Origin of the sequence: Pseudomonas umsongensis (assembly GCF_002236105.1) — a bacterium.
GTDB classification, from domain to species: domain Bacteria; phylum Pseudomonadota; class Gammaproteobacteria; order Pseudomonadales; family Pseudomonadaceae; genus Aquipseudomonas; species Aquipseudomonas umsongensis.
This window is the reverse complement of the sequence record NZ_NIWU01000001.1, coordinates 1,459,343-1,484,594: the sequence shown is the minus strand read 5'-3', so window position 1 is coordinate 1,484,594 and position 25,252 is coordinate 1,459,343. Positions and strand designations below refer to the sequence as shown.

The following is a 25,252-nucleotide window of genomic DNA, read 5'->3' as shown; positions in this document are numbered from 1 at the left end:
ATCCGCGAAGCTCGAAACAAACGGGTGCAGTTACCGGGGCGCAGAGCGAGTCGATGCCGTTTCTAGAAGATAACCACGGGTGTGCCGGCTGGAACGGCGAAATGGCCGGGCGCATTCGTGCGTTCGACTGGAGCCGGACTGAGCTTGGGAGCCTGGAGAACTGGTCCAGGAGCCTGTGCAGCGCGGTACAGCTGATGCTCGCCTCGCCGCTGCCGATGGTGATGCTCTGGGGCCGGGCCGGCTACATGATCTACAACGACGCCTATTCGATATTTGCCGGCGGGCGCCATCCCTACCTGCTGGGTTGCGCGGTGGAGCTGGGTTGGCCGGAAGTCGCCGACTTCAACCGGCATGTGGTCGACACCTGCCTGGCGGGGGGGACCTTGTCCTACCGTAACAAACAGCTGGTGTTGCTGCGCGACGGCGTGCCCGAAGACGTCTGGCTGGACCTTTACTACAGCCCGGTTGCCGATGATGACGGGCATCCTGCCGGCGTTATGGCGATGGTGGTCGACACCACCGAATTCGTGATTTCCGAACGTCTGCGCCAGGCAGCGGAAAATGCCTACCGCGCCGACAACGAGCGGGTACGCCTGGCACTCAATGCCGGAGCCTTGCTCGGCTCATTCGTCTGGGATCTCAAGGCCAATACCCTCAGCGGCGATGAACGCTTCGCCCGCACGTTTTCCTTTCCCCCAGGGCAAAGCCTGGACAATTTGCCCCAGGACCTCGCACAAGCCCATATCCATCCCGATGATCGCAGTTGGGTTGAGGAACAAGTCAGGCAATCGATACAGACCGGTGTGCCGTATAACGCCGAGTACCGGGTGCTACGTCCCGACGGCAGCTACCTGTGGGTGCTCGCCAGCGGCTGCTGCGAATTCGATGAGCAGGGCCAGGCCTTTCGTTTCCCCGGCGTGTTGATCGACATCCACGAACGCAAATCCGCGGAAGAGTCCTTGCTCAGGTTTACCCGCAACCTGGAGCAGCGCGTGGCCGACGAAGTCGAAGCGCGACTGGCGGCAGAAGAGCAACTGCGCCAGTCACAGAAGCTAGAGGCCATCGGCGGCCTGACCGGCGGCGTGGCCCACGACTTCAATAATCTGCTGCAAGTGATTGCCGGAAATCTGCACTTGCTCGCCCGTCATGAACCGGACAATGCCAACGTGCAGCGCCGGGTCAATGCGTCCATTGCCGCGGTTGAGCGCGGCGCAAAACTGTCCTCGCAGTTGCTCGCGTTTGCCCGGCGCCAGCCCTTGTCTCCGGCGGTTTGCACGGCGCAGCAGATTTTCGATGGCCTGGGTGAACTGTTGCAGCGTGCGCTGGGGGAAACCATCCATGTTCACATGAGCACCCCGGTTGACCCCTGGTCGGTCTTCGTCGATCGCAACCAGCTGGAAAACGCCATCCTCAACCTGATGATCAATGCCCGTGATGCCATGGAGGGCGAGGGCACGATTGAACTCAGCGCCGAGAATATCACTCTCGACCGCGGGTTCTGCCTGGGCAAGGGCATCGTTGCCGGTGACTACGTGCGGGTCACGGTTGCGGACAGTGGCCTGGGCATGTCGCCGCAAGTGCTTGGGCAGGCGTTCGAGCCGTTTTTCACCACCAAGCCCGATGGCCATGGCACAGGACTGGGCTTGAGCATGGTGTTCGGTTTCGTCAAGCAGAGTGGCGGACATATCGAGATGGCCAGCGTCGTTGGGCAGGGCACCCGGGTGCAGATGTATTTTGCGCGCAACCTGCGCTCGATGGACAGTGAACTACCCAGTGCCGATGTGCTGCAACGGGGCGCGAACGAGCGGATCCTGGTGGTCGAGGACAATGAGGCAGTGCGCGTTTCAACCGTGGAGCTGCTGCGCGAAGAGGGCTATCAGGTGCTCACCGCCGCCAATGCCGACGCGGCCATGCAGATGTTGCTGGAGGGGGCGGCGGTGGACTTGATCTTCACCGACGTGGTCATGCCCGGGCTGATAAAAAGCTCGGATCTGGCGGCATGGGCCAAGGTACAGAATCCCCCGGTGGCGGTGTTGTTCACCTCGGGCCACACCCGTGACATTATCTCTCGCAATCATCAGCTGAGCCCGGATACCCATTTGCTGAGCAAGCCCTATGGGCCGCAAGCGCTGACCCGGACGATTCGTACCGTACTCAACGGCTAAACATTTCTTCACTGTAGGAGCTGCCGCAGGCTGCGATCTTTTGATCTTGCTTACAAAAATCAAAGTCAAAAGATCGCAGCCTGCGGCAGCTCCTACATGTGTATCGCGACCTTCTTGACTCAAGGCTACCCCATGACCGACAAGCGCATCCCAAACCCTCCCTCCGGCATGGTCAGGGTGCGCGGCGCCCGGGAGCACAACCTCAAGAACGTCGATGTCGACATTCCCCGCGATGCCCTGGTGGTGTTCACCGGGGTGTCCGGTTCAGGAAAGTCGTCCCTGGCGTTTTCGACGTTGTACGCCGAAGCACAGCGCCGCTATTTCGAATCCGTGGCGCCTTATGCGCGACGCTTGATCGATCAGGTGGGCGTGCCGGATGTCGATTCCATCGAAGGCTTGCCGCCCGCGGTGGCCTTGCAGCAACAACGGGGCACGCCGAGCACGCGTTCCTCGGTGGGCAGCGTGACGACTTTGTCGAGCCTGATCCGCATGCTGTATTCGCGCGCCGGCAGTTACCCGGCGGGCCAGCCGATGCTCTACGCCGAAGACTTTTCCCCGAACACGCCACAGGGCGCGTGTCCGCAATGCCATGGCCTGGGCCGGGTGTACGAGGTCACCGAGGCGTTGATGGTCCCGGACCCGAGCCTGACCATACGCCAGCGTGCCGTCGCCTCCTGGCCGATGGCCTGGCAAGGCCAGAATCTGCGCGACATCCTCGTGACCCTGGGCTACGACGTCGATGTGCCCTGGCGCGACCTGCCGAAAAAGCAGCGTGACTGGATTCTGTTCACCGAAGAAACCCCGACGGTGCCGGTCTACGCCGGGCTCACCCCGCAGGAAACCCGGGTCGCCCTCAAGCGCAAGATGGAGCCGAGTTACCAGGGCACCTTCACCGGCGCACGGCGCTATATCCTGCACACCTTCACCCATTCGCAAAGTGCGCTGATGAAGAAGCGCGTCTCGCGCTTCATGCTCGGCAGTCCTTGCCCGCTGTGCGAGGGCAAGCGCCTCAAGCACGAAGCCTTGTCGGTGACCTTCGCCGGCTACGACATCGGTGAGCTGTCGCAGATGCCACTGCTGCAAGTCGCCGAAGTTCTAAAGCCGGTGGCAGCCCGGCATTACCTCGAAGAGGGCGATGAGGCGGGAGAGGTATTGACTCACCTGCAGACCCGTCAGGCCCGCGAACAGCGTGTAGCCCACGGCGCCAGTGGTCACGCCAACGCCCCCGATGTGCGCCACACGCCGAATCTCTCGGTGGAAAAACGCCTCGCCGCGCAACGCATCGCCCAGGACTTGCTGGAACGGGTCAGCACCTTGATCGACCTGGGACTCGGTTACCTGGCCCTGGAGCGCAGTACGCCGACGCTGTCGTCCGGCGAGTTGCAACGCCTGCGCCTGGCGACGCAACTGGGCTCGCAGTTGTTCGGCGTGATCTACGTACTGGACGAACCCTCGGCCGGTTTGCACCCGGCCGATGGTGAGGCGCTGTTCGAAGCCTTGCAACGCTTGAAGGCGGCGGGCAATACCTTGTTCGTGGTCGAGCATGACCTGGAAACCATGCGCCGCGCCGACTGGTTGATTGATGTTGGCCCGGCGGCGGGCGAGCATGGCGGGCGGGTGCTGTACAGCGGTGCACCGGCGGGATTGGCAGAAGTGAGGGATTCGCAGACTCGCGCCTACCTGTTTGCCGAGCACGTCAGCCAACCCCGTCGCGCGCGCAAGGCCAGCGACTGGCTGCGCCTGGAAGGCATCACGCGTAACAACCTGGACAACCTCAATGTTGAGTTTCCGTTGGGCTGTTTTACGGCGGTGACCGGTGTGTCGGGTTCGGGTAAGTCCAGCCTGGTCAGCCAGGCATTGCTGGAACTGGTCGGCGCGCAACTCGGGCGCCCCGGCGTCGACAGTGAACCGCTGGAGGAACTGAGCCTGGAAGACGATGCACCGACCGTCGTTGGCGGGCAGGTCACGGCGGGGCTGGCGTCGATCAAGCGGCTGGTGCAGGTCGATCAGAAGCCCATTGGCCGCACACCGCGCTCCAACCTCGCGACCTATACCGGGCTGTTCGACAATGTGCGCAAGCTTTATGCGGCAACGCCCGAAGCGCAGGCGGCAGGCTACGACGCGGGGCAGTTTTCCTTCAACGTTGCCAAGGGCCGCTGCCCGACTTGTGAGGGGGAAGGTTTTGTCAGCGTCGAATTATTGTTCATGCCCAGCGTCTACGCACCCTGTCCGACCTGCCACGGCGCGCGCTACAACCCCGAGACGCTGGCGATCACCTGGCAGGGCCGGACCATCGCCCAGGTGCTGCAATTGACCGTGGACCAGGCCGTCGAGGTGTTCGCCGAACAAGCGGCGGTGCGTCGTTCCCTGGAGGTGCTGCGCGATATCGGCCTGGGATACCTGCGCCTTGGCCAACCGGCAACCGAGTTGTCCGGAGGCGAAGCCCAGCGCATCAAGCTGGCTACGGAACTGCAGCGCAACCCCCGCGGGGCGACGCTCTACGTGCTCGACGAACCGACCACTGGCCTGCACCCACGTGACGTCGATCGCTTGTTGGAGCAATTGAACAACCTGGTGACGGCGGGGCACACGGTGATCGTCGTCGAACATGAAATGCGCGTGGTGGCGCAGAGTGACTGGGTGATCGATATCGGACCCGGGGCCGGGGATCAGGGTGGCAAGGTTGTGGTGGCGGGTGAGCCGCAGAAAGTGGCCAAGAGCAGAAAGAGCCGGACGGCGCCGTTTCTTGCCAGGGTCCTTGGTGAGGCTTGAGCCAATGTCGTTCTTGCGGGCCTCTTCGCGAGCAGGCTCGCTCCCACAGGGGATCCAGGTACACCGGTAAAAGTCAGGTCGGCTTTAAGGCCGCCTCGCTTTGCTGTTGATCTGGGGCGCCCCGTTAACCACGCTGGCCGAACGCAGGCATTGCCCATCGCGGCGACAATGGATATGTACTCCGACAGCAAATTTCACACAGGGCTTCCTGTGACGCCCCGCATCACCGTGGTGCACGGCTCAAGTCATGCGTCGACAGCGGAACGCAGAGCGTCCCTGGCGGCATTCCCACGCAGAGCGTGGGAACGATCAATCGTCGGAACGCCGCCCGGAGCAGGCTCGCTCCCACAGGGGATCCAGGTACACCGGTAAAAGTCAGGTCGGCTTTAAGGCCGCCTCGCTTTGCTGTTGATCGCGAGCGCCCCGTTAACCACGATGGCCGAACGCAGGCCTTGCCCATCGCGGCGACAATGGATATGCACTCCGACAGCAAATTTCACACAGGGCTTCCTGTGACGCCCCGTATCACCGTTGCGCACGGCTCAATTAACGCGTCGTCAGCGGAACGCGGAGCGTCCCTGGCGGCATTCCCACGCAGAGCGTGGGAACGATCAATCGCCAGCAGGCTCGCTCCCACAGGGGATCCAGGTGCACCCGTCATCCACAATGGATCTGTGGCGTTCGCAATTCCAATGTGGGAGCGGGTCGGCTCCGGGCGGCGTTCCGACGAATCTATCAGGCGCTGTCGAGGGTGCGTCGTACCTTGTCCAGCAGTTCATTGATCTGGAATGGCTTGATCAGCATTTCCATGCCGTCGCCGAGAAACACCTGGCGGTTGATCGCGGTTTCGGCATAGCCGGTCATGAAGAGGATCGGCAGATGTTCGCGCCACCCCCGCGCAATATCGGCAAGCTCGCGGCCGCTCATGCGCGGCAGGCCGACATCGGTCAGCAACAGGTCGATGGATTCGTCGTTCTGCAGGCGTTCGAGGGCGCCTTCGATGTCGCCCACCTGGGTGCAACGGTAGCCGGCATCCACCAGCACTTCGGCAACGAACATGCGCACTGACGGCATGTCTTCGACGATCAGCACGTGCTCTCCGCCACCCTGGGCGGGCGTCGCCGTGGGTTCGACGGTGACGGCGCTGGGGTCGGCGCTGGCCGGCAACATGATGGTGACTTCGGTACCGCGCCGCGCCACGCTGCGGATGTGCGCATCGCCGCCCGACTGGCGGGCGAAACCGTAGATGGTCGATAACCCGAGCCCGGTGCCCTGGCCCAGGGGCTTGGTGGTGAAGAATGGGTCAAACACTTTATCGATGACGTTGTGTTCGATGCCGGTGCCGTCGTCGCGCACCGACAGGGCGACATAGGCGCCATCGGCCAGGTTGGGGTCACCGTGGGAATAGGCGGCATAGGTGTTGACCCAGATATTGCCACCCTGGGGCAGGGCATCGCGGGCATTGATCACCAGATTGAGCACTGCGCTTTCCAGTTGAATCGGATCGACCAGCGCAATGGCCGGTTTGCTCGTCAGTTCAAGCTTGAGGGCAATGCGTTCGCCAATAGTGCGCACCAACAATTCCTCGAGGGAGCGGATGTGCTCGTTGATGTCCACGGGCCGGGTATCGAGTGGCTGCTGACGGGCAAAGGCGAGCAGGCGGTGGGTCAGGGAGGCGGCACTCATGGCCGAGTTCAACGCCGCTTCGGCATAGAAAGACACCTTGTCGGTGCGGGACTCGGCAACACGTTTCTGAATCAGTTCCAGGCTGGTGATGATGCCGGTGAGCAGGTTGTTGAAATCGTGGGCAATACCGCCGGTCAGCTTGCCCAGCGCGTCCATTTTCTGCACCTGCAACAGTTGGGCTTCGGTGCGCGCGCGCTCGGCGACTTCGTTGGCCAGTTGCGTCGTGGCGTCGTCCAGGCGCGCCAGGTGCGAGCGTTCACGGTGACGGTGCTCGGTGACATCCTCGACGAACACCAGGCTCAGTGCCGGCGTGCGATAGGGTGAAATCTGCCACTCGGTTTCGCGAATTTCGCCCTGCACCCGCATGCTCAAGGTGCCTTTCCAGCGCTCGCCGTACGCCAGGCGCAAGCGCAGTTCCTCGATGACCGCGCACTGGTCGTCGGCGAAACACTGGCGCAGGGTATCCGGGTCGAGGTTGTCCTGGACCAGTTGGGCAAACGCATGGTTGCACTCGTGGACCTTGAGTTGTGCATCCAGCACGGCGATGGGGGCCGACACGTTGACGAAAATCTCGCGAAAGCGTGCCTCGCTTTCACGCAGGGCATTCTCGGTTTCGCGCACCCGCAGCAAAGTGCGCAGGGTCGCCAGCAATACATCCGGGTCCACCGGGTGGATCAGGTAAGCGTCGGCTCCGGCGTCGAGGCCGGTGATGATATCGCCGGTCTGGATCGACGCCGCGGACACATGAATCACCGGGAGCAGGGCGGTGGCAGGTTCCGATCGCAGTTTGCGCACGATGTCGAAGCCACTCATGTCCGGCAGGTTGACGTCGAGGATCAGGGCATCGATCGTCACGCTGGCGATCAACTCCAGGCCTTCACTGCCGGTGCCGGACTCCAGCACTTCATAACCGTGACGCTCCAGGCGCCGACGCAAGGCGTAGCGCGTGGCAACGTTGTCATCGACGATCAGCAAGCGCAGGTCACGTTTCATCGGCAGGCTCCATGGCGATGGCCAGCGGGATGATCACGAAAAAGGTCGAACCCACACCGGGTGTGCTCTGTACCCCGACTTCGCCGCCCAGCAACATCGCGAAGCGTTTGCACAGCGACAACCCGAGCCCGGTGCCACGCAGGCGTTTTTGCAGTGGGGAGTCGACTTGCGAGAAGTCTTCGAATAATGCGCCATGCAGTTCGTGAGCGATACCGATTCCGCTGTCGCTGACGGCGAAACGTACGTAGTCGCGGTTTTCCAGTTGCGCCGAGACCCGGATCTCTCCACGGGTGGTGAACTTCAACGAATTGGCAATGAAATTGCGCAGGATCTGCGCGAGCTTCTTGTCGTCGGTGTACAGGCGGGGCAGGCCCACAGGCTCCTCGAAGATCAGGTCAACGGCGGTGGTATCGACAATCGGGCGAAACATGCCACGCAGGGCGGCGAACAGGTCCAACATATCGAACCAAGCCGGTGAAATGGTGATGCGCCCGGCTTCGATCTTCGCCAGGTCGAGCAGGTCATCGACCATGTCGCTCAGCTCTCGCGCGGCGTTACTGACGAAGGCCACCTGCTTGTGCTGCTCGCTGCTCAAGGGCCCGTCGAGCTCATCGGTCAGCAGGCTGGCGATGCTCAGGATCGATCCCAGTGGCGTGCGAAACTCATGGCTCATGTAGGACAGGAAGCGGCTTTTGAGATCCGAGGCCTGGCGCAGCTGTTCGGCCTGGGTATCGAGTTCTGCGTACAGCGCCAGGACGCCCTGGTTGGTTTCATCCAGCTCGGCGCGCAGGGCAACGGCTTCACCCTGCAAGCGCGCGATCAGTGCAGCTTGTTCGTCGATTTGACTCATGGGCGTTTCAGCCATGGGCTGCCTCCAGGGCTATGACCAGTACGGTGACATCGTCACGTCCACGACAGAAATCGCGGTGCAGGATGGCGGCAATCACGGCAGGATGGCGGTGCACCAGGCCGGGGTAGTCCGCAAGGTTCCAGCGCGACTGCAGGCCATCGCTGTACATGATCAGCAGTTGTCCGCTCACCTGAGCATAGTCAAAGGGCTGCGCCTTTCGAAACTGCCCGCCGACGATGCCGGGGTGGGAGGCCAGTCCACGAGACTTGTCCGGCGCGACCAGGCAGGCGCCGATGTTGCCGATGCCGACGAATTTCAAGGCGTCGCTGCCAGCGTCGAACTGGGCAATGGCCACCGCACCGCCACGGGTGCCGGTCATGGATAAATGAATGTCTTGGAGCACCAGCAACGGTGAGTCGAATGGCAGCATTGCGTAGGCTTTCTCGCCAGCACGGGCGGCGCGTTCGGCTTCTTCACCATGCCCCAAACCATCGATCACCAGGGCACTGATGCGCGGTCCGTCAAATGCCAGGTGCCAGGTATCACCGCAAGCGGGATCCTGGTGCAACGAATGCTGGCTGATACCGATGCGTCGGTCCGCGGCCTTGTCCGTTCGGGGATACAACCGTGTGAGCAGCACGGCACCCCGTGAATCGGCATAGACATCGAACACTTCAGCCTGCCGTGACACAGTACCCAAGCCGATGCCCTGGGTGCCGCCGGTGGAAAAACCGTCGGCCAGGCAGGCGTGCAAATCGAAGCCCTGTGCGCGGTCGATGGCGAGCATCTCGATACCGGCGCCGCTGGCACGGGGAATGACCCTGAGGTGCAATTCGCCACGGCTGGCGTGCTTGAGAATGTTGCTGGCAAGCTCGGTAGCGACCAGCGCTACCCGCCCCGCATCCGTGGCGTCGAAGCCGTGTTCCTGCGCGAGATTCTGTGCGGTGCGTCGTGCGTGGCCGATCTGGCTGTTGTCCTCGATGACCAGCACTTGGGTCATCGAGCCGCCGATGTTCATGTCCATCGGGTAATCGTTACGCGAGTACCCTTTCCCGGCGCAGTATCGAGTTCGAATTCATTGACCAGCCGCTTGGCACCGGTCAGGCCCAGGCCCAGGCCGGAACCTGAGGTCCAGCCATCGGTCATTGCCAGTTTGACGTCGGGGATTCCCGGCCCCTCGTCACGGAATGTCAGCCGCAGGCCGGTACGCGGGCTTTCATCGAGGATTTGCCAGTCCATGTCGCCTCCACCGCCGTACACCATGGTGTTTCGCGCCAGTTCGCTGACCGCGGTCACCAGTTTGGTCAGGTCGATCAGGCGCATGCCGCAATCCTGGGCGAGTTTGCGCGCGAGCTGCCTGGCCAGGACGACGTCCTGTTCGATGTGAATCGGATGAGTGCCGCTGCTGCGCACAGTCATTGGTTGCGTACTCGTTCCTGAAGCAGTTTCATCCCGCGCTCGACATTCAGCGCGGTACTGACACCGGGCAGGGTCAGTCCAAGCTCCACCAGGGTGATGGCCACGGCTGGCTGCATGCCGACCAGTACGGTCTCGGCATCCATGATTTTCGACAGCCCGGAGATGGTCCCGATCATCCGGCCAATGAATGAGTCCACCATGTCCAGGGCGGAGATATCGATCAGCACGCCGCGCGCGGACGTCCTGCTGATGCGTTCGGACAGGTCGTCTTGCAGCGTCAGCGCCAGTTGGTCATGCATGTCCACCTGGATGGTCACCAGCAGGAAGCCACCCATTTGCAGAATCGGAATGCGCTCCATGGGCTCAATCCGCCTTGTTGACGGAGAGTCCCAGCCGGGTCAGGGCCAGTTTCAGGGCATCGGCCAGGTTGGCCTTGGTCACCACACCTTGCAGGTCCAGCCCCAGGTGCACGATGGTCTGGGCAATCTGTGGGCGAACGCCGCTGATGATGCAGTCGGCCCCCATCAGGCGAATCGCGGTGACGGTCTTGAGCAGGTGCTGGGCGACCAGGGTGTCGACGGTCGGCACGCCGGTGATATCGATGATGGCGATTTCCGAACCGGTGTCGACGATCCGCTGCAGCAGCGATTCCATCACCACTTGGGTACGTTGCGAGTCCAGCGTGCCGATCATCGGCAGGGCCAGGACGCCGTCCCAGAGCTTGACCACCGGGGTCGACAACTCCAGCAGTTCTTCCTGTTGGCGCTTGATCACGGCTTCGCGGGACTTCTGGAACGTGCGTATGGTGTGCATGCCTAGAGCGTCGAGCAATTCGGAGATTTCCCAGAGTTGCTCGGCCAACAAAGCCGGGCTGTCCTGGTAATGATTCTGCAGCAGGGCAAAAAGCGGACCCTTGAGCGAGAAGATAAAGCTGGCGGTCTGGTGCGAATCCTGGCCGAGCAGCGCACGGCTATGGGAGAGCTTGTCGAGGAACTGGCGAATTTCATCCCAGCCGACTGTAGCGATGTTCTGGTCATTGCCGTTTTGCAGACCCGAAATCACCAGTTGCAGGAATTCCGCTGTCTGCTGTTGCAGGTCTTTCTCTTTGAGGTTACGCGTGGCGCCACTGGCCTCCAGGCTATTTTTCCATTCGGCGAGCAGTGGTGCCTGATTGTTCTTCATCGCATCGAGAGTGCTGGTTTGCAGTGCCGCCATGGAACGTGTCTCCTTGAGTGTTGCGCCCGATTCCCAGAAAAAATGAACGACGCAAAAGCAATGACATTTAGCGAATGAAATAGTTGTGCGCGTTCGACAGCAATTTTCATTCGCTTATACATGCACTGTAGGAGCTGGCGCAGCCTGCGATCTTTTTTTTTGCATCGACACCGCTGGCGATGAGGCCTGGCGCAAATAAAAAGACCGCATCGACCGATGCGGTCTTTTTATCTGATCAGGGCTATTTGTCTGGATGGGCAGCCTGAAGTTTTTTCGCCATATCCAGGTGTTTTTCCAGCCCCGGCAACATTTTTTGCGCAAAACCCTTGAGTTCCGTTGCGCCTTTGGTCCTGTCGTCGGTCACGGTGTTGGCTTGTTTCTTAAATAACTCGATGGTGTCTTCATGCGCCTTGACCTGGTTGTTGGCATAGGCCGAATCAAAAGACTCGTCACGCATATCGAGGATCTTTTCCTTGGCCTGCTTCACCAGTGTCGTGTTGTCCGGCACTTCAATGTCATTCTTTTTCGCAATGGCCACCAGCTCATCGTTGGCCTTGGAATGGTCGGTGATCATCATATTGGCGAAGGCTTTGACATCGGCTGACTGGCTTTTTTCCAGGGCCAACCGACTGGTTTCGATTTCGGCGATGCCGCCCGCGGCGGCCTTGTCGACAAAGTCATTATCGGTTGCCGCGAAGGCCGCGCCCATGCTGGTGCTCAAGGCGACGGCCAAGGTGAGATGGCGCAGGTTAAATCCTTCCATTGGTTCTTCTCCACACAGTTTTCATGGGTGATCGAATTGATCGTTATAGTGTGGAGGTCGCGGAGGGGGCGAAGGTTTTATCGCATTTGCGACAGGACGACGAACGGGCACCGCTGGTCTGACAGATGGTCGACAGAACCGGCCAACCAAGGCCATTCTGATAGTTGGCGAACGCAATCAGTCGCGTTTGCTACCGATTATCCAATGGAGGTGTTCCATGCCGGTGCCCCACGATCTTTTTCAGGACTTGCATTGCACAAAGGAAGAAATCCAGCAGAAACGCACCAAGGATCCGTTACTGAATTCGCTAATCGACAAATACTCGCTGGCGGATGCCGAAGTGGTAAAGGCAGAGGAAGCCAAATCCAGTGATGATGCAGTGACGAGGCTCAAGGCGAAGCGTTTGGAGGTCAAGGACAAGATCGTCAAACAGCTCCAGTCGTCCTCCTGATGCATGTGGTGAGCCACCGACGGTCGGTGGCTGAATAATTGGAACGGCGATATTAACCGGCACCTCGAATGTTCAAAGCCCGATGACGTGGCTACAGGCGAGGTGCCCCATGGCTGATCCAAGATTTCCCAGCGAAGAACAAGGGGGCTACGACCCCATTCCGACCCATCCCGAACCCCTGAGCCCCGGTCGCACTGCCGGCAACCCGGAGGATGAACCGGGCATTGATGAATTACCGAATAACGAGGGTGCGATCCCCATGGATCAGGATGACGGCACCGACATCGATCGGGAGAGGGTGCGTGAAGAAACTGATAATGCGGTGCGCGATGGCGAATCCGATCCGCGGTAGTCAAATTCACGACAAACCCTGTGGGAGCGAGCCTGCTCGCGAAGAGGGCCTGACAGTCGACATCGATGTTGTATGCGCTGCAGTCTTCGCGAGCAGGCTCGCTCCCACCGGTTTAGCCTTTTATTGCAGCGCCGTACTCAGCGGCAATCGCACCAGGTTTTTCGCTCTCAACGAGCCAAAATACAACCAGTCCCCGTACTCGCGCGCGGTGGTTATCGGCGAATAATTGCCGCTACTGCCATCCTGCAGGTTGGCGATCACCTTGCCATCAAGGTCAAGGCCCAACACAAAGGCGCGTTTTTCCACCGGCTTGGGCAGGACAGTCATTGCCCGGGCGATCATCTTGCGCACAAATGGGTGTGGTGCAGTTTTGTCGAGCAAGGCGTTGCGTGGCGTATACAGCGCCACCCAGAAACGGTCGCGGCCGTTGAAGGCCAGGTTGTCGGGCAATCCCGGCAGGTTGTCGATGAACAGGTCATGGGTGCCGGCTTTCGACCCGCTCAACCAGTAGCGGCTAATGCGATACGCGCCGGTTTCGTTGACCAGCACGAAGGCATCGTCCGGACCCAGGGTGACGCCATTGGCAAACTCAAGCTTGTCCAGCAGCATCGTGGTCTTGCCGGTCTGGAAGTCATATCGCAGCAAGCGTCCGTCGCCGCCATGTTCGATGATTGCATCAAGGTCCTCGCCGTAGCCGAACCGGCGGGAGGCGTCGCTGAAGTAGGCATAGTGCCCGGGTTTATCGATGACCACGTCGTCGGTGAACCCCAACGGCACACCGTCGGCGCTGGTGGTCAAGGCCACCAGGCGACCCTGGGCGTCCAGTGACAGCAAGCCTTTGACGGCGTCGGCGATTACCAGCAACCCATTGGGGTGGCGGGCCAACCCCAGGGGCCGGCCGCCGGTATCGGTCAACACCTTGGTGTCCTGGCCGTCCAGGCTGGTGCGAATGACCCGGCCATCATGCAACCCGGTGATCAGCGCATTATTTTCCAGGAGCAGCGCTTCGGGGCCGTCGATGTCCGCGGCGCCGACGCGTACCACGCCCTTGAGGCGCTGGTTGTCCGCGTACGGGTCGCTGCTGAGGGACGGCGCGGCTTCTGGGCTCCAGGCTACGGGCTGCACTTTGGTCGGCATCAATAGCAGGAAAGCGCCGATAGCGATGATCAGCAGCAGTAACCCATGGTGAAACCTTATCGGTCGGCTCACGCACGGACTCCTGACAGGGCCAGGTATTTTTGCGCGGTGTCGCGAAGCGCTTGCATGGACGCCGCCGATTCGCGATCGATCCGCCGCTTGAGCAGCAATTGGTTGGCCATTCGCATCGCCAGGCCACTGAACCGGTATTCCAGCGTGCGCACGAACCGCGTGCCATTACCTTCGGCCGCGCATTCGTAAGTCAGCAGCAACGACAGGCCATTATCGCCATGGGCCCGGGCAATCCAGCGGCGTCCAGGCAGATACTCATCGACTACCCAACTCAAGTGCCCGTCACGCCCACCGGCGCGGATGTCCTCCTCGAACCGCGCGCCAGCATGCAAAGGCCCCTTCGGGCCGTTGATCCGCAGGGACGATGGATGCCACTGCGGCCAACGGGTCACCGTGCTGGCATAGGCGAGCACGGCAACGGGATTACCGGCGATGTCGATCTGATGCTGCATGCGGGTCATGGGCGTTCTCTTGAGGTCCTCGATGGCCGGTTCCGGTTCCGGCTCCCAGTAGAGGGTGCCGAACAGGTAATCCATCAACGGAAAAACGATGTTGAAATTACGTTGCTGCATCATCTCGCGACGGTGATGCAATTCATGCAGGCGACGCATCTGGCGGATCCACGGCAGGCGCGTAATCCGGTTGTGCGGCGGCAGGTGTTCACACGCATGGAACACTTCATAGATCAGGTACCCCAGGACCAGGCAGCCGCCCACCAGCCCGGCGACGTTGACGTCCAAGGGCTTGAGCAGCCACCACAGGGGCAGGGCGATCAGCAGCGTGTGCAACACGATCAGCCAGGCCGGGAACAGGATGACGCGCCAGTCGCGAGCGCTGTCATAAGTCATTTTGCCGGGGGCGAAAAAGCTGTGGTGGTCGCCGGCATGTCGGGCATAGAACATCCGCGCGAAGTTTTTTTTGTGATGGCCAAGGTGACGATGCACCATGTACACAATGAAACTGAACAACCACAGGGACACCGGCACCGCCAGCCATTCAAGGGGCTGTACCTGGTGCACGGTGCTCCAGAAAACACCGATCGCCACCAGGCCGAACATCAGCACGAAGGTGCCATGCAGCCAAGGGTTATAGCGGGGATGGATGTCACAACGGTAACGGGCGCGAAATGCTTCGGTGGTCTGCCTCACTGCAATCACCTGTCGTTATTGTTATCTCCAGCAGATTAGTCGATCCCGCGGTTTTGGTTGGTAGCTGCCCCTGTATTTTTGCTGGCGTGTCCACGATCCCATTGTGGGAGCCAGCCTGCTGGCGATGAGCGCCCGGACAACGCGATCATCCAGACAGGGCGCGTTATCATTGACATCCATCGCCAGCAGGCTGGCTTCCACAGGAGATTGGGGGGTATTTGCAAAAGTCAGGGCGCAATCAGCTCAGCGGGTTCCAGCGTTGTGACCAGTCGTCATCGCTGCTGATCACCTCGCGCAGCAGATCGAAAGCTCGCTGTAGAGCTGCCGAATCGCGGTCGCGTGAGTACACCAGGTAGGTCGGATAGCTGAACTCCGGGGCCTTGGGCACGGGCTCGAGCATGCCGTTTTCCAGGTAGCTCTGGACCACCCGCGTGCGGAAGTAGCCGCTACCGCCGTGTTCGAGGATGTACTGCAAACCCAGCGGGCCAAGATTGAAACTGAGCGCCGCCTTGGCTCTTTCCGGCAGGGCGGCATCGTGCTGGCGCCTGAAGTGCTGGCCCCAGTCGATGTACACGTAGGGTTCGGGGCGTTCGGGGTGGCGCACGAGGATGAGTTTTTCTTCGAGGATCTGTTCGACTTGCAGGCGTGGCCAGTATTCGGGCTGATAAACCAGCGCTGCATCGAGCACCCCAAGCTCCAGTTGGCGCAGCAGGTTTTCGCCGTCGCGGATTTCCATGCGCAGCGCATGGCCGGGAATCCTGTCGCGCAATACGCCGGCCCAGCTGAGCATCAACGGGTTGCACAGGCTGACCTCGCCACCGATGTGCAGCACGTCGTGGAACCCCTCGGGCAAGGGCAAATCCCGGCGTGCGGCTTCCCAGGTTTCCACCAGTTGATTGGCATAGATCACGAAAGCCTCGCCATTGGGCGTCAGGCGGGCACCGGCACGGTTGCGCACGAACAGCGTGCTGCCCAGGTGACTTTCCAGCTTCTGTACCCGCGCGGTAATCGCGGTCTGGGTGACGTGGAGTTTCTCGGCGGCCGCGGCAAGGCTGCCGTGGCGGACGATTTCCAGGAAGGTGCGGGCGAGATCGATGTCCATGGGGCGGCCGGTGCGGGAGATGTTCGCATTGTAGGGCCTTAAATCAAAAGATCGCAGCCTGCGGCAACTCCTACAGAGAACGCGTTCCCCTGTGAGCTGCCGAAGGCTGCAATCTTTTCAACTTAAAACGCGAAGCACGAACAGCCAAACGCCCCCCAGAACCCGCGAAAGTCACTCACTGGAGCATTCGATAAACGCGCCCGTTCGTGACTGTGCGCATGCACCGCGCAAGCCCCGACGCATTGATGAACCTGAGTCGTCAGCGGTGCCGATGGCTTCCAGTGGCCGGGCACCTTCGCCACGGGCGACCACTCCGGCACCACGGGGATGGGCGGGGGGCCGAGTTTTTCGAACTCGTTACTGGCGTAGACAACCTTGCCATCGACAAGGGTCAGCACCGATTCGATACCCTTGATGTCTTCGGTTTCCATGTGGAAATAGTCGGCCGACAGCGCGATCAGGTCAGCCAGTTGCCCAACCTTGATCTGGCCCTTCTTGCCTTGCTCGGACGAAAACCAGGCGCTGCCGTGGGTAAATAGCTCCAGCGCGGTGTCACGGCTCAAGCCTTGTGGAAACAGCGCCAGGCCGCCGACAGTACGACCGCTGACCAGCCAGTACAGTGAAGTCCACGGGTTGTAGCTCGACACCCGCGTCGCATCCGTGCCCGCGCCTACCGGTACGCCCTCGGCCAGCATGCGTGCAATGGGCGGGGTGTGCTCGGCAGCCTTGGCGCCATAGCGGTCGACGAAGTACTCACCCTGGAAGGCCATGCGATCCTGGATGGCGATGCCGCCGCCCAGTGCTTTGACCCGCTCGATGTTCTGTGGGGTGATGGTTTCGGCATGGTCGAAAAACCACGGCAAGCCGTCGAACGGAACGTCGCGGTTGACCTTCTCGAATACATCGAGCATGCGGCTGATGGATTCGTTGTAGGTGGCATGCAGGCGAAACGGCCAGCGTTGTTCCACCAGGTGGCGTACCACCGGTTCCAGGTCTTGCTCCATGGAAGCGGGCAGGTCCGGGCGCGGTTCAAGAAAATCTTCGAAGTCCGCCGCCGAGAACACCAGCATTTCCCCGGCACCGTTGTGCCGCAGGAAATCGTCGCCCTGGCCGTAGCGCGAGGTGCTGGTCCAGTTCTTGAAATCGGTCAGCTCTTCCTTGGGTTTCTGGGTGAACAGGTTGTAGGCGATGCGCACGGTCAGTTGCTGATCCTTGGCCAGTTGCTGGATGACCTGATAGTCGTCCGGGTAGTTCTGATAGCCACCGCCGGCGTCGATCGCGCTGGTGACACCCAGGCGATTGAGTTCGCGCATGAATTGCCGGGTGGAGTTGACCTGATACTCCAGCGGCAGTTTCGGCCCCTTGGCCAGGGTTGAATACAGAATCATGGCGTTGGGCCGGGCGATCAACATACCGGTGGGGTCGCCGTTGGCATCGCGCTGGATTTCACCGCCCGGCGGGTTCGGCGTATCGCGGGTATAGCCCACCACTTTCAGCGCGGCGCGATTGAGCAGCGCACGGTCGTACAAGTGCAGGACGAACACCGGTGTGTCGGGCGCGGCCTTGTTCAGTTCGTCGAGCGTGGGCAGGCGCTTTTCGGCGAACTGGAATTCGTTCCAGCCACCGACCACCCGTACCCACTGCGGCGTGGGTGTGCGGTCGGCCTGATCCTTGAGCATGCGCAGGGCATCGACCAGCGACGGCACGCCTTCCCAGCGCAGCTCAAGGTTGTAGTTGAGTCCGCCCCGGATCAAGTGCAGGTGCGAGTCATTGAGGCCCGGAATCACCGTACGCCCGTGCAAATCGATGACTTGCGTGCCAGGGCCTTGCAGGGCCATGGCCTGGGCGTCGCTGCCAACCACCACGAAGCGCCCGTCCTTGATTGCGACGGCACTGGCCTGGGGTTTCTTGCGATCGACGGTGTGCAGGCGTCCGTTGTAGAGAATGAGGTCGGCGGGGGTGTCTGGCATGGTTTTACTCCCTGCGAACAGCGGGCTGATCCAGGCACCGAGGGCGCCTGCGGACAGGCCTTGGAGTACATGGCGGCGGTTGACGCCGTTGTGATCCTCAGGTGGGCTCATGTCAGTGCTCCGCGCAACGTGAGTTGAGGGTAAACGCTTACGGCAGCCGCATGCGGCCAGATGGAATATAGACGGCAAATCCGCAGGTAGCCGTTTTCAGGCGCGCAAAACGACGAATCCCGCCACAAGGGGCGGGATTCGTTTGCAGCCAGGGACGCTTGCGCAAGTCGCAAGCGGCTCGCTTAGGCCGGGAACAGCTCGGACAGTTTCATCGCCAGCATCATGTCGCCTTCAGCGCGCAGCTTGCCGCCCATGAACGCTTGCATGCCGTCGGTTTCGCCGCTGACGATGCCTTGCAGGGTTTCGCCGTCCATCACCAGGGTCACCTGGGCGTCCGGGTTTTCGCCTTCCAGCAATTCACAGGTGCTGTCCTTGACGACCAGCGAAAAGTTCTTGGTGTCGTCGATGCGGAAACCGAAGACCAGGTCCAGACCGGCAGCAGCGGCTGGGTTGAACTTGGCTTTCATTGCTTGTACGGCATCAGCTACGGAGGTCATGGTTTGATCCTTTTTTTGGTAATAAGAGCTGGGTGATTACAGCCAGGGTCACAATAGTCCGGACTCAGCGAAACGTGATGAGTTCCGGGGCCTTCAACAGCTGCAGGTGTGCATGACTGTTGAAGGAAGCCAGGGCCACTTCGCGACCACGGAATTTCAGGTGGTTGAGCGAGGTGTTAACGATTTGCCAGTTCAATTCAAAAGCCTGTTTGGCAGGCATTTGCGTAATGAGGTGGAGCAGGGCGGTGATGGTGCCGCCAGAGGTGAATACGGCGATTTTCTGGGTGTTGTCGGCTTGTTCGAGGATACGCTGCAAGCCGGCCTGCACGCGTTTGACAAACCCCAGCCAACTTTCCAGGCCCGGCGTGTCGTAGGTGCCGGTGAGCCAGCGTTCGATGATCAGGGCAAAGATACGCTGGAACTCGCCACGGTTCTGTGCGGCGTTGCGCAGGATGTCCAGCGCTTGTGGCTCGTCCGCCAGCATGGCAGGCAACAGCGCGCGGATCACCGCGTCGGCGTCGAATTCATTGAACGCGCTATCGGTCTCCAGGATCGGCACCGGCAGGCCCACCGCGGCGTATTGTTCAAGCGCGCTATTGGCCGTATGTTGCTGGCGGCGCAGATCGCCCGACAGGCACCGATCGAAGCTGATCCCGAGTTCGGCCAGGTGCCGACCGAGGATTTCTGCCTGGCGGATACCGGTGGGCGACAGGACGTCATAGTCGTCTGCACCAAAGGAGGCCTGGCCATGTCGAATCAAATAGATACTGCCCACGTCCGCGTCATCCCGGTACGTTGAAGGTTTGGCGAGGTTATGGGGATGACGGTGAGCTGTCAATGAAAAAACATACGCTTGTTTGAAATGCTCGTTACAGGCCTGTTGCCAGAGGTTTCACGGCTGGTAGCAGGAGCGGCGCATGGGTATGCTGGTGGTATCCCGCGCGCTTGCATGCCGCGCAACGTTTAAGGAGTCCCCGTGGAGTTTTTGTCCGAGTACGCCGTTTTCCTGGCCAAGACCGTGACCCTGGTGATCGCCATCCTGGTGGTGCTGGCCAGCTTTGCGGCCTTGCGCAGCAAAGGTCGACGTAAATCAGCCGGCCAGTTGCAAGTCAGCAAACTCAATGATTTCTACAAAGGGTTGCGCGAACGCCTGGAGCAAACATTGCTCGACAAGGACCAGCTCAAGGCCTTGCGCAAGACCCAGGCCAAGACCGAGAAAAAACAGAAGAAACAACCCGACGCCAAACCCCGGGTATTCGTGCTGGACTTCAACGGCGACATCAAGGCCTCCGCCACTGAAAGCCTGCGACACGAAATCACCGCGCTGCTGACCCTGGCAACGCCCAAGGACGAAGTGGTACTGCGCCTGGAAAGCGGTGGCGGCATGGTCCACAGCTATGGCCTGGCCTCCTCGCAACTGGCGCGCATCCGTGATGCTGGCGTGCCGCTGACGGTGTGCATCGACAAGGTCGCGGCCAGCGGCGGCTACATGATGGCCTGCATCGGCGAGAAGATCATCAGCGCGCCGTTTGCCATCCTGGGCTCGATTGGCGTGGTGGCACAGTTGCCCAACGTCAATCGCCTGCTGAAGAAACACGACATCGATTTCGAAGTCCTGACCGCCGGTGAATACAAGCGAACCTTGACCGTGTTTGGCGAGAATACCGAGAAGGGCCGGGAAAAATTCCAGGAAGACCTGGACATCACCCATCAGTTGTTCAAGAACTTCGTTGCCCGCTATCGCCCGCAACTGGCTATCGACGAAGTGGCTACCGGTGAAATCTGGCTCGGTATTGCCGCGCTGGACAAGCAACTGGTCGATGAACTCAAGACCAGCGACGAATACCTCGCTGAACGGGCGAAAAAATCGGAGCTTTACCACTTGCACTACGCCGAACGCAAAAGCCTGCCGGAACGAATTGGCATCGCGGCCAGCGGTTCGGTTGATCGCGTGTTGTTGAGTTGGTGGAGCCGGTTGACCCAGCAACGCTTCTGGTAACGTTCAACGCTTTTAAACCAATGAAGCCGTGGTAATCGCCACGGTTTCATTTTTTTTGGCCTTCAGAACGCTTTCCGTCCCCAAGCAGCGAAATTTCCTATCGCCACTGTCAATCGCTCCCGCTTTTTTGGGGGAGTGGGTCGAGTAGGGTGGTGGTCCTGAAATGACTGCAACGGAATGCACCATGAATGAACTATCTCAAGATGATGCCGGCCTATCCCCGGTGTCGTCCCTGCAACTGCGCGATGAACTGAAAAATGTCGTGGACATCGCGCTGCCGCAATCCCCCAGCCAGTTTGGCGAGCGCTTGATCAAGGATAAGTGGGGGGCGGACGTCGACCCGCAGACGACCTTGCTGGTGACGCTTGATTACCATTACCAAGGTCACCCTGCTCAGGACGGTATCGAGCAGGGACAAGTGGCGAGCTCGCAATCATTGCTGCAAGCGCTTCTGGCCAATGACCAGATCGTTGGTGATGGACGTTTTGCTGAAACGGCCTTCGGTCTGTACACACCACCGGACATCGGGCCTTGCGTGCGGATTGTCGAGCACGTCGATGAATTCGCCAATCATGGCAGCGGCAATCATCAGACGTACGAAGGCATTTATCGCCCAGCGGTTCCACAAACCTATGGCCCGCTGACCCAGATCGACTTGAGGCCGGCGGATTTCAAGCGATGGGTATGGGAACTGGACCTGCGGGAACGCTATAAAACCTATCTTGATCACGCCTGGCCGTCGGACCAAGTGCTCGCGGCTGCCAGCCCTTACCCCTTGAGAACGTCGACCAAAGCGGCATTCGTCATGGCGGCGTGGTTGCAGCGTAAGGAACAGCGCTTGAGCGAAAAGGGCCTTGCCCTGGCGATGCAGGCAGCCGGTTTGCCAGCGGATCAGTCCTGGGAAACCCTGGTGATCGAACAGCTGCAAGCACCCACCCGGATGCCGCTGAAAGTCACGGCGAGCCGCCTGAAGCTTTATCGCTATACCGCGTCCGATATTTGGATGTTTCGCGAGGCAGCCAGTGATCGGCTGCTGATGTACCTCCCGGGTAATTCCTCGCCGCTGCATGAGTTCACCAACGTTTCGCAGTTGCACCAATGGGTGGTGAGACAGGGCAGCGCCAACGACACGAAACAGGCCTTGGCGTCTCACTTCAGTGAGGTTGATCGCCAGGATGGCACTTTCCATGCGGGCGTGCTGACCGCGATGGACGGCATGGCGATGTACCCGAAAGCGCATCGGCTGACCAACAATGCCGGTTTCTTCAACAACGATGGTTATTGGGATCCGGCCGACTACATCGGCTTTGACGATCAGCCTCCAGCCACCGATCCGTTCGCACAGCTTGTGCTGGGGATGAAGCAGGCTGCGCGGGACAGTGCCGCCACCATTCGTGACGACGCACAGGTCAATCGCGACAATCTGAGTGCCGTGGTCGAACCGATTGTCCAATGGGTCAACCAGTTTGGTCCGCTGGCGGTATTTGTACCCGGCGGCGAGGGGGTGTTGGCCCTTGCAGGACTCATCGACGCCGGTTATGGCCTGGATCAGGCCATCAACGGAGATACACCCGACAAGCGTTCGCAAGGTATCACCCGCACGGTATTCGGCGTGCTCAATGCGCTGCCGCTGATTGCAGAGGCGGGGTCGATCAGCCACGAAGGGGCTGGGGAGACGGGCGTGGCCAAGGCACTGGAAGGCAGTGGCGCACCGTCGAAACCTTCTGAGGCGGCGTCGGAATTGTCATTGCCGGCGCGTACCGAGCTCCTGCGTGGCGTGGGTGTCCCAGCAGGTACATTCAGTGACGAAGTGCTGGCACAGATTGGCAGGGTCAGCGCAATCGACGATGACATGCTGCGCCTGATGCAGGCAGGGCGTGCGCCGACTCCGTTACTGGCCGATACCATCGCGCGCTTCAGGATCGATCAGGAAGTAGCAGGGCTGGCTGACTCACCTGCCGCACGTGCCGAGTTGTTCAATCATCGCTATCAGGCACTGCAAAAGACAGAGAACGAATGGGTGCGGTTGTTTCAACGGCAATATCCCGATTTACCCAAAGGCGCCGTGGAACAGATGCTTGATCGTTACGGCGTCGATCTCAAGGCATTGCCGGATATTTCCGAAGCGAAACGGTTGTTCAGCCAGTTGGACAGCAAGGCTCGCCAATACCAGCAACATGTACGTCTCAATCGTGCCTATGAAGGTCTGTATCTGCGCTCGATCGTCAATGGCGAGTCGGATAGCCTGGCCTTGCACTCATTGAAGAACGTGCCTGGTTGGCCTGCGGGAATACGAATTGAAGTCCGCGAAGGTTCTATCGGTGGTCGACTCCTCGATCGTAGTGGTCCACTGGATACTGCCGATTTGCGAACAGTGATCAAGTCCGGCGAACGCTATCTTCACAATGACTTGTCCATTCAGCCGGCCATGGCGCCAGATTTATATGAGGCTGTTGTCGAGATTCTGTCTGCGGACGAGTGTTCAGCATTGGGGCTGACGTCCAAAAGCCCAGCGGCTCAATTGAGGCTCAAGGTCAACGACCGGCTGTTATCCCGTTCAGAATTGGCGCTTGGCCTTGCCAGAATGGACTCGAAGCTTTCCTTCGAGCCGCAGGGCTTAAGAGGGGGAGCATTTCCGGATACTGTTCAAAATGCCGAGTTGATTCATCATGCGATGAGATTGCAGCTTAAGGAGATCTACCCGGAATTTTCCAATGAAGACGCTGATTTAATGTTGCAGCGGCTTGGTAGCGATTGCCAGGCTCATATCGACAGCACAAAACTGCAACTGCAGCAGCTGCATGTGGACATGGATACGTGGTTTCTTCAGGTCTCGGTTGATGTCTACGATACGGATATCCCTTTCTTGCGAGCCGAGGATCCTGAGGCTGAGGGAATGACAGTCCGGGAAATCACATTACATAATTTCGATTTACTGCAAACTACGATGTCGAGCGAGCTCACAATCAGGCAGGAACTGGCTGATGAATTGGTTGCAATCTTTCAAAAGCGCGATCCTCACGAAAGTAGCCACTATTCAGGGAGTCATTACCAAGGTTTCAGCATGAACATGCGTAATGAAGACTTTCATCGATTGCCAGCGCTCAATGTGCGATTCAATGATGTCGTCGAATTGGATCTTCAACACTTTCACTTGGTTGAAAGGGAAACGCTCAACGGGTTCATCGAGCGCTTTCCCAACTTACGGGTGTTGAACCTGCAAGATACCGACCTGCGATTACTCTCCCTTGATGGCCAAATGGAGAGCGTTCTGCCCCCGGTGATTCCTCAGTTGCAGCACCTCACTTCTCTGAACTTGCAGTCCACTCAACTGACGTTTAGTGAAAATACGGCAGGGCAACTGAGTCAGTTGGTGAACCTGCAATCGCTGGATCTGAGCGACAATCCATTGGGCATCCCTCCGATTGTGTTGGGAATGAACCAGTTGCGAACTCTTAATTTGAGCAATACCCGCATTACGAGCTGCCCGATCGGGATCGGGGATCAGCCATACCTGACAAGCCTGGATCTAAGCGAGAACCAGATTCGGCGTGTCCCGCAGGCAGTGCTAAATCAAGCGATCGCCCCGGACAGGGTGTTGCTGTGGAATAACCCGTTGACCGATGAGGACACATTGCAAAGGCTGGTCACCCATCGTCAGCAAACGGGCATCAACCTGTGGTTGAATGCGCCAGGTCCTGAGTATGCGGGTCCTGCGGCCTGGCTGACCGGTATGGAGGCGGGGCAGCAAGGTCCAAGGCTTCAGGTCTGGAATAGTGTTGCGCTCAAGCCTCGCGGCAGGAGGCTGCTGGGGACCATGAGTACATTGACCCTGACTCCGGATTTTGTAGTCAATTATCCGGAACTTCAGGCAAGGGTATGGCAGTTGCTATCGCAAGCGGATGCTTCAGATGAATTGTGGGGGCGATTGACCCTCAATCCTCCGATGCCGGAAGGCGCCTTCAATAACCCGTTCGCGGTATTCACCGTATTGGAAAACCGTGCAAGGCTCCATGCGAACTGGGTGGCGATGGGGGAGCCGTTTCCGGTCGGTGAAGATTAACCATGGCAGGAGCTAACTTGTTCATGAAGGTTTGTACTTGCCACCGATTTACAGCAAAGGGAGTAAAGTTGCGGTCAGGAAGCAAACATATTCTGTACTTATTATAATGTTGTTTGGTTATAAAATTTGTTTAGACTCTCTAGTATATTAACAGCAGCAAGGAAGTTGCATCATGAGTGAAAGTAAGTACCGAGGCGATCCACGGGAGCTTGCCATTTTTGAAAGGCTACTGCCGCAAAGTGGTATGTTTCTGGTCGACGAAAGACCCGGTAAGGATTCATCGGTTATCTATCGTTCGAGAAACAATGAAATTGAAGCGGCCTGTATCAAGCGCCATCGACCCAGCCAGTCAAAGCCGGACTTCAGCGTGTACATAGAAGGTGACTACTGGGGAAATATGAATGGGAAGTTGTTTGAGGATGTGCCCGCACTGGCGCACGCACTCAAAAAAAGGGGCCTGACGCAAGTCGAGTTCTGAGTGATCTGC

General features: G+C 59.7%; 20 protein-coding genes. 7 read left to right on the top strand and 13 right to left on the bottom strand.

The genetic code is table 11. From position 1 onward, the window contains the following. The first annotated feature begins 53 nt into the window (after positions 1 to 53). Together PSUM_RS06520 and PSUM_RS06515 are read left to right on the top strand one after the other, a co-directional pair. Positions 54 to 2,165, top strand: coding sequence for a hybrid sensor histidine kinase/response regulator (locus tag PSUM_RS06520; RefSeq protein ID WP_080725303.1), 2,112 nt, complete (start codon positions 54 to 56; stop codon positions 2,163 to 2,165). Positions 2,166 to 2,297: 132 nt separating this feature from the next. Continuing rightward, positions 2,298 to 4,937: an excinuclease ABC subunit UvrA gene (locus PSUM_RS06515; RefSeq protein ID WP_083349229.1), complete on the top strand. Its 2,640-nt coding sequence runs from the start codon at positions 2,298 to 2,300 to the stop codon at positions 4,935 to 4,937. Positions 4,938 to 5,672: 735 nt separating this feature from the next. Here the strand turns inward: PSUM_RS06515 and PSUM_RS06510 are convergent. The 7 genes from PSUM_RS06510 to PSUM_RS06480 all read right to left on the bottom strand — a co-directional run bounded on the left by PSUM_RS06510 (position 5,673) and on the right by PSUM_RS06480 (position 11,863). Further along, positions 5,673 to 7,616: a response regulator gene (locus PSUM_RS06510; protein ID WP_083349228.1), complete on the bottom strand. Its 1,944-nt coding sequence runs from the start codon at positions 7,614 to 7,616 to the stop codon at positions 5,673 to 5,675. After that, positions 7,606 to 8,481, bottom strand: a complete 876-nt coding sequence (locus tag PSUM_RS06505) for a sensor histidine kinase (protein ID WP_020799167.1) — start codon at positions 8,479 to 8,481, stop codon at positions 7,606 to 7,608. The genes PSUM_RS06510 and PSUM_RS06505 overlap by 11 nt, the downstream gene beginning before the upstream one ends. Continuing rightward, a complete protein-coding gene (locus PSUM_RS06500) occupies positions 8,474 to 9,484 on the bottom strand; it encodes an ATP-binding protein (protein ID WP_083350163.1) in 1,011 nt (336 codons plus the stop codon). The genes PSUM_RS06505 and PSUM_RS06500 overlap by 8 nt, the downstream gene beginning before the upstream one ends. Further along, positions 9,481 to 9,885, bottom strand: coding sequence for an anti-sigma regulatory factor (locus PSUM_RS06495; RefSeq protein WP_020799165.1), 405 nt, complete (start codon positions 9,883 to 9,885; stop codon positions 9,481 to 9,483). The genes PSUM_RS06500 and PSUM_RS06495 overlap by 4 nt, the downstream gene beginning before the upstream one ends. Then, positions 9,882 to 10,244: an STAS domain-containing protein gene (locus PSUM_RS06490; RefSeq protein WP_020799164.1), complete on the bottom strand. Its 363-nt coding sequence runs from the start codon at positions 10,242 to 10,244 to the stop codon at positions 9,882 to 9,884. Before PSUM_RS06490 ends, PSUM_RS06495 begins: the two co-directional genes overlap by 4 nt. Positions 10,245 to 10,248: 4 nt before the next feature. Next, positions 10,249 to 11,100 carry an STAS domain-containing protein gene (locus PSUM_RS06485; protein ID WP_020799163.1) on the bottom strand — a complete coding sequence of 284 codons (852 nt, stop codon included), beginning with the start codon at positions 11,098 to 11,100 and terminating at the stop codon, positions 10,249 to 10,251. Between the two features lie 241 nt (positions 11,101 to 11,341). Next, positions 11,342 to 11,863, bottom strand: a complete 522-nt coding sequence (locus PSUM_RS06480) for a DUF4142 domain-containing protein (protein WP_020799161.1) — start codon at positions 11,861 to 11,863, stop codon at positions 11,342 to 11,344. 217 nt (positions 11,864 to 12,080) lie between these two features. Between PSUM_RS06480 and PSUM_RS06475 the strand changes: the two genes are divergently transcribed. Continuing rightward, positions 12,081 to 12,314 (top strand): DUF465 domain-containing protein, encoded by a 234-nt coding sequence (locus tag PSUM_RS06475; protein WP_020799160.1) that lies wholly within the window; start codon positions 12,081 to 12,083, stop codon positions 12,312 to 12,314. Between the two features lie 109 nt (positions 12,315 to 12,423). Further along, entirely contained in the window at positions 12,424 to 12,666 is a 243-nt protein-coding gene (locus tag PSUM_RS06470; RefSeq protein ID WP_020799159.1) for a hypothetical protein, read from the top strand. A 120-nt stretch (positions 12,667 to 12,786) separates the two neighbouring features. On the opposite strand, the gene PSUM_RS06465 is transcribed toward PSUM_RS06470, so the two are convergent. The 6 genes from PSUM_RS06465 to PSUM_RS06440 form a co-directional block, all read right to left on the bottom strand. Next, entirely contained in the window at positions 12,787 to 13,875 is a 1,089-nt protein-coding gene (locus PSUM_RS06465; RefSeq protein WP_083349227.1) for an SMP-30/gluconolactonase/LRE family protein, read from the bottom strand. Beyond that, positions 13,872 to 15,023, bottom strand: coding sequence for a sterol desaturase/SRPBCC family protein (locus PSUM_RS06460; RefSeq protein ID WP_083349226.1), 1,152 nt, complete (start codon positions 15,021 to 15,023; stop codon positions 13,872 to 13,874). Before PSUM_RS06460 ends, PSUM_RS06465 begins: the two co-directional genes overlap by 4 nt. Before the next feature lie 238 nt (positions 15,024 to 15,261). Next, entirely contained in the window at positions 15,262 to 16,125 is an 864-nt protein-coding gene (locus tag PSUM_RS06455; protein WP_020799155.1) for a LysR family transcriptional regulator, read from the bottom strand. A gap of 122 nt (positions 16,126 to 16,247) precedes the next feature. Next, the gene (locus tag PSUM_RS06450; protein WP_083350162.1) at positions 16,248 to 18,095 is read right to left on the bottom strand and encodes an amidohydrolase; all 1,848 of its coding nucleotides are present in this window, start codon (positions 18,093 to 18,095) and stop codon (positions 16,248 to 16,250) included. Positions 18,096 to 18,388: 293 nt separating this feature from the next. Further along, complete coding sequence (locus PSUM_RS06445; protein ID WP_008059234.1) at positions 18,389 to 18,703, bottom strand: SCP2 sterol-binding domain-containing protein; 315 nt, start codon at positions 18,701 to 18,703, stop codon at positions 18,389 to 18,391. Between the two features lie 64 nt (positions 18,704 to 18,767). After that, positions 18,768 to 19,478 (bottom strand): histidine phosphatase family protein, encoded by a 711-nt coding sequence (locus tag PSUM_RS06440; protein ID WP_083349225.1) that lies wholly within the window; start codon positions 19,476 to 19,478, stop codon positions 18,768 to 18,770. A gap of 201 nt (positions 19,479 to 19,679) precedes the next feature. On the opposite strand from PSUM_RS06440, the gene sohB reads away from it, so the two are divergent. From sohB to PSUM_RS06425, 3 genes are all read left to right on the top strand, one after another. Further along, positions 19,680 to 20,702 (top strand): protease SohB, encoded by a 1,023-nt coding sequence (gene sohB / locus PSUM_RS06435; protein ID WP_020799152.1) that lies wholly within the window; start codon positions 19,680 to 19,682, stop codon positions 20,700 to 20,702. 184 nt (positions 20,703 to 20,886) lie between these two features. Continuing rightward, positions 20,887 to 24,765: a dermonecrotic toxin domain-containing protein gene (locus PSUM_RS06430; protein ID WP_033040236.1), complete on the top strand. Its 3,879-nt coding sequence runs from the start codon at positions 20,887 to 20,889 to the stop codon at positions 24,763 to 24,765. Positions 24,766 to 24,937: 172 nt separating this feature from the next. After that, positions 24,938 to 25,243, top strand: coding sequence for a hypothetical protein (locus tag PSUM_RS06425; RefSeq protein ID WP_033040238.1), 306 nt, complete (start codon positions 24,938 to 24,940; stop codon positions 25,241 to 25,243). Positions 25,244 to 25,252: the final 9 nt, after the last annotated feature.

Bases quoted from the DNA above. Each gene is read 5' to 3' on its own strand.
- PSUM_RS06520 (WP_080725303.1), top strand. From the start codon at position 54: ATGCCGTTTCTAGAAGATAACCACGGGTGTGCCGGCTGGAACGGCGAA.
- PSUM_RS06515 (WP_083349229.1), top strand. From the start codon at position 2,298: ATGACCGACAAGCGCATCCCAAACCCTCCCTCCGGCATGGTCAGGGTG.
- PSUM_RS06510 (WP_083349228.1), bottom strand. From the start codon at position 7,616: ATGAAACGTGACCTGCGCTTGCTGATCGTCGATGACAACGTTGCCACG.
- PSUM_RS06505 (WP_020799167.1), bottom strand. From the start codon at position 8,481: ATGGCTGAAACGCCCATGAGTCAAATCGACGAACAAGCTGCACTGATC.
- PSUM_RS06500 (WP_083350163.1), bottom strand. From the start codon at position 9,484: ATGAACATCGGCGGCTCGATGACCCAAGTGCTGGTCATCGAGGACAAC.
- PSUM_RS06495 (WP_020799165.1), bottom strand. From the start codon at position 9,885: ATGACTGTGCGCAGCAGCGGCACTCATCCGATTCACATCGAACAGGAC.
- PSUM_RS06490 (WP_020799164.1), bottom strand. From the start codon at position 10,244: ATGGAGCGCATTCCGATTCTGCAAATGGGTGGCTTCCTGCTGGTGACC.
- PSUM_RS06485 (WP_020799163.1), bottom strand. From the start codon at position 11,100: ATGGCGGCACTGCAAACCAGCACTCTCGATGCGATGAAGAACAATCAG.
- PSUM_RS06480 (WP_020799161.1), bottom strand. From the start codon at position 11,863: ATGGAAGGATTTAACCTGCGCCATCTCACCTTGGCCGTCGCCTTGAGC.
- PSUM_RS06475 (WP_020799160.1), top strand. From the start codon at position 12,081: ATGCCGGTGCCCCACGATCTTTTTCAGGACTTGCATTGCACAAAGGAA.
- PSUM_RS06470 (WP_020799159.1), top strand. From the start codon at position 12,424: ATGGCTGATCCAAGATTTCCCAGCGAAGAACAAGGGGGCTACGACCCC.
- PSUM_RS06455 (WP_020799155.1), bottom strand. From the start codon at position 16,125: ATGGACATCGATCTCGCCCGCACCTTCCTGGAAATCGTCCGCCACGGC.
- PSUM_RS06450 (WP_083350162.1), bottom strand. From the start codon at position 18,095: ATGCCAGACACCCCCGCCGACCTCATTCTCTACAACGGACGCCTGCAC.
- PSUM_RS06445 (WP_008059234.1), bottom strand. From the start codon at position 18,703: ATGACCTCCGTAGCTGATGCCGTACAAGCAATGAAAGCCAAGTTCAAC.
- PSUM_RS06430 (WP_033040236.1), top strand. From the start codon at position 20,887: ATGAATGAACTATCTCAAGATGATGCCGGCCTATCCCCGGTGTCGTCC.
- PSUM_RS06425 (WP_033040238.1), top strand. From the start codon at position 24,938: ATGAGTGAAAGTAAGTACCGAGGCGATCCACGGGAGCTTGCCATTTTT.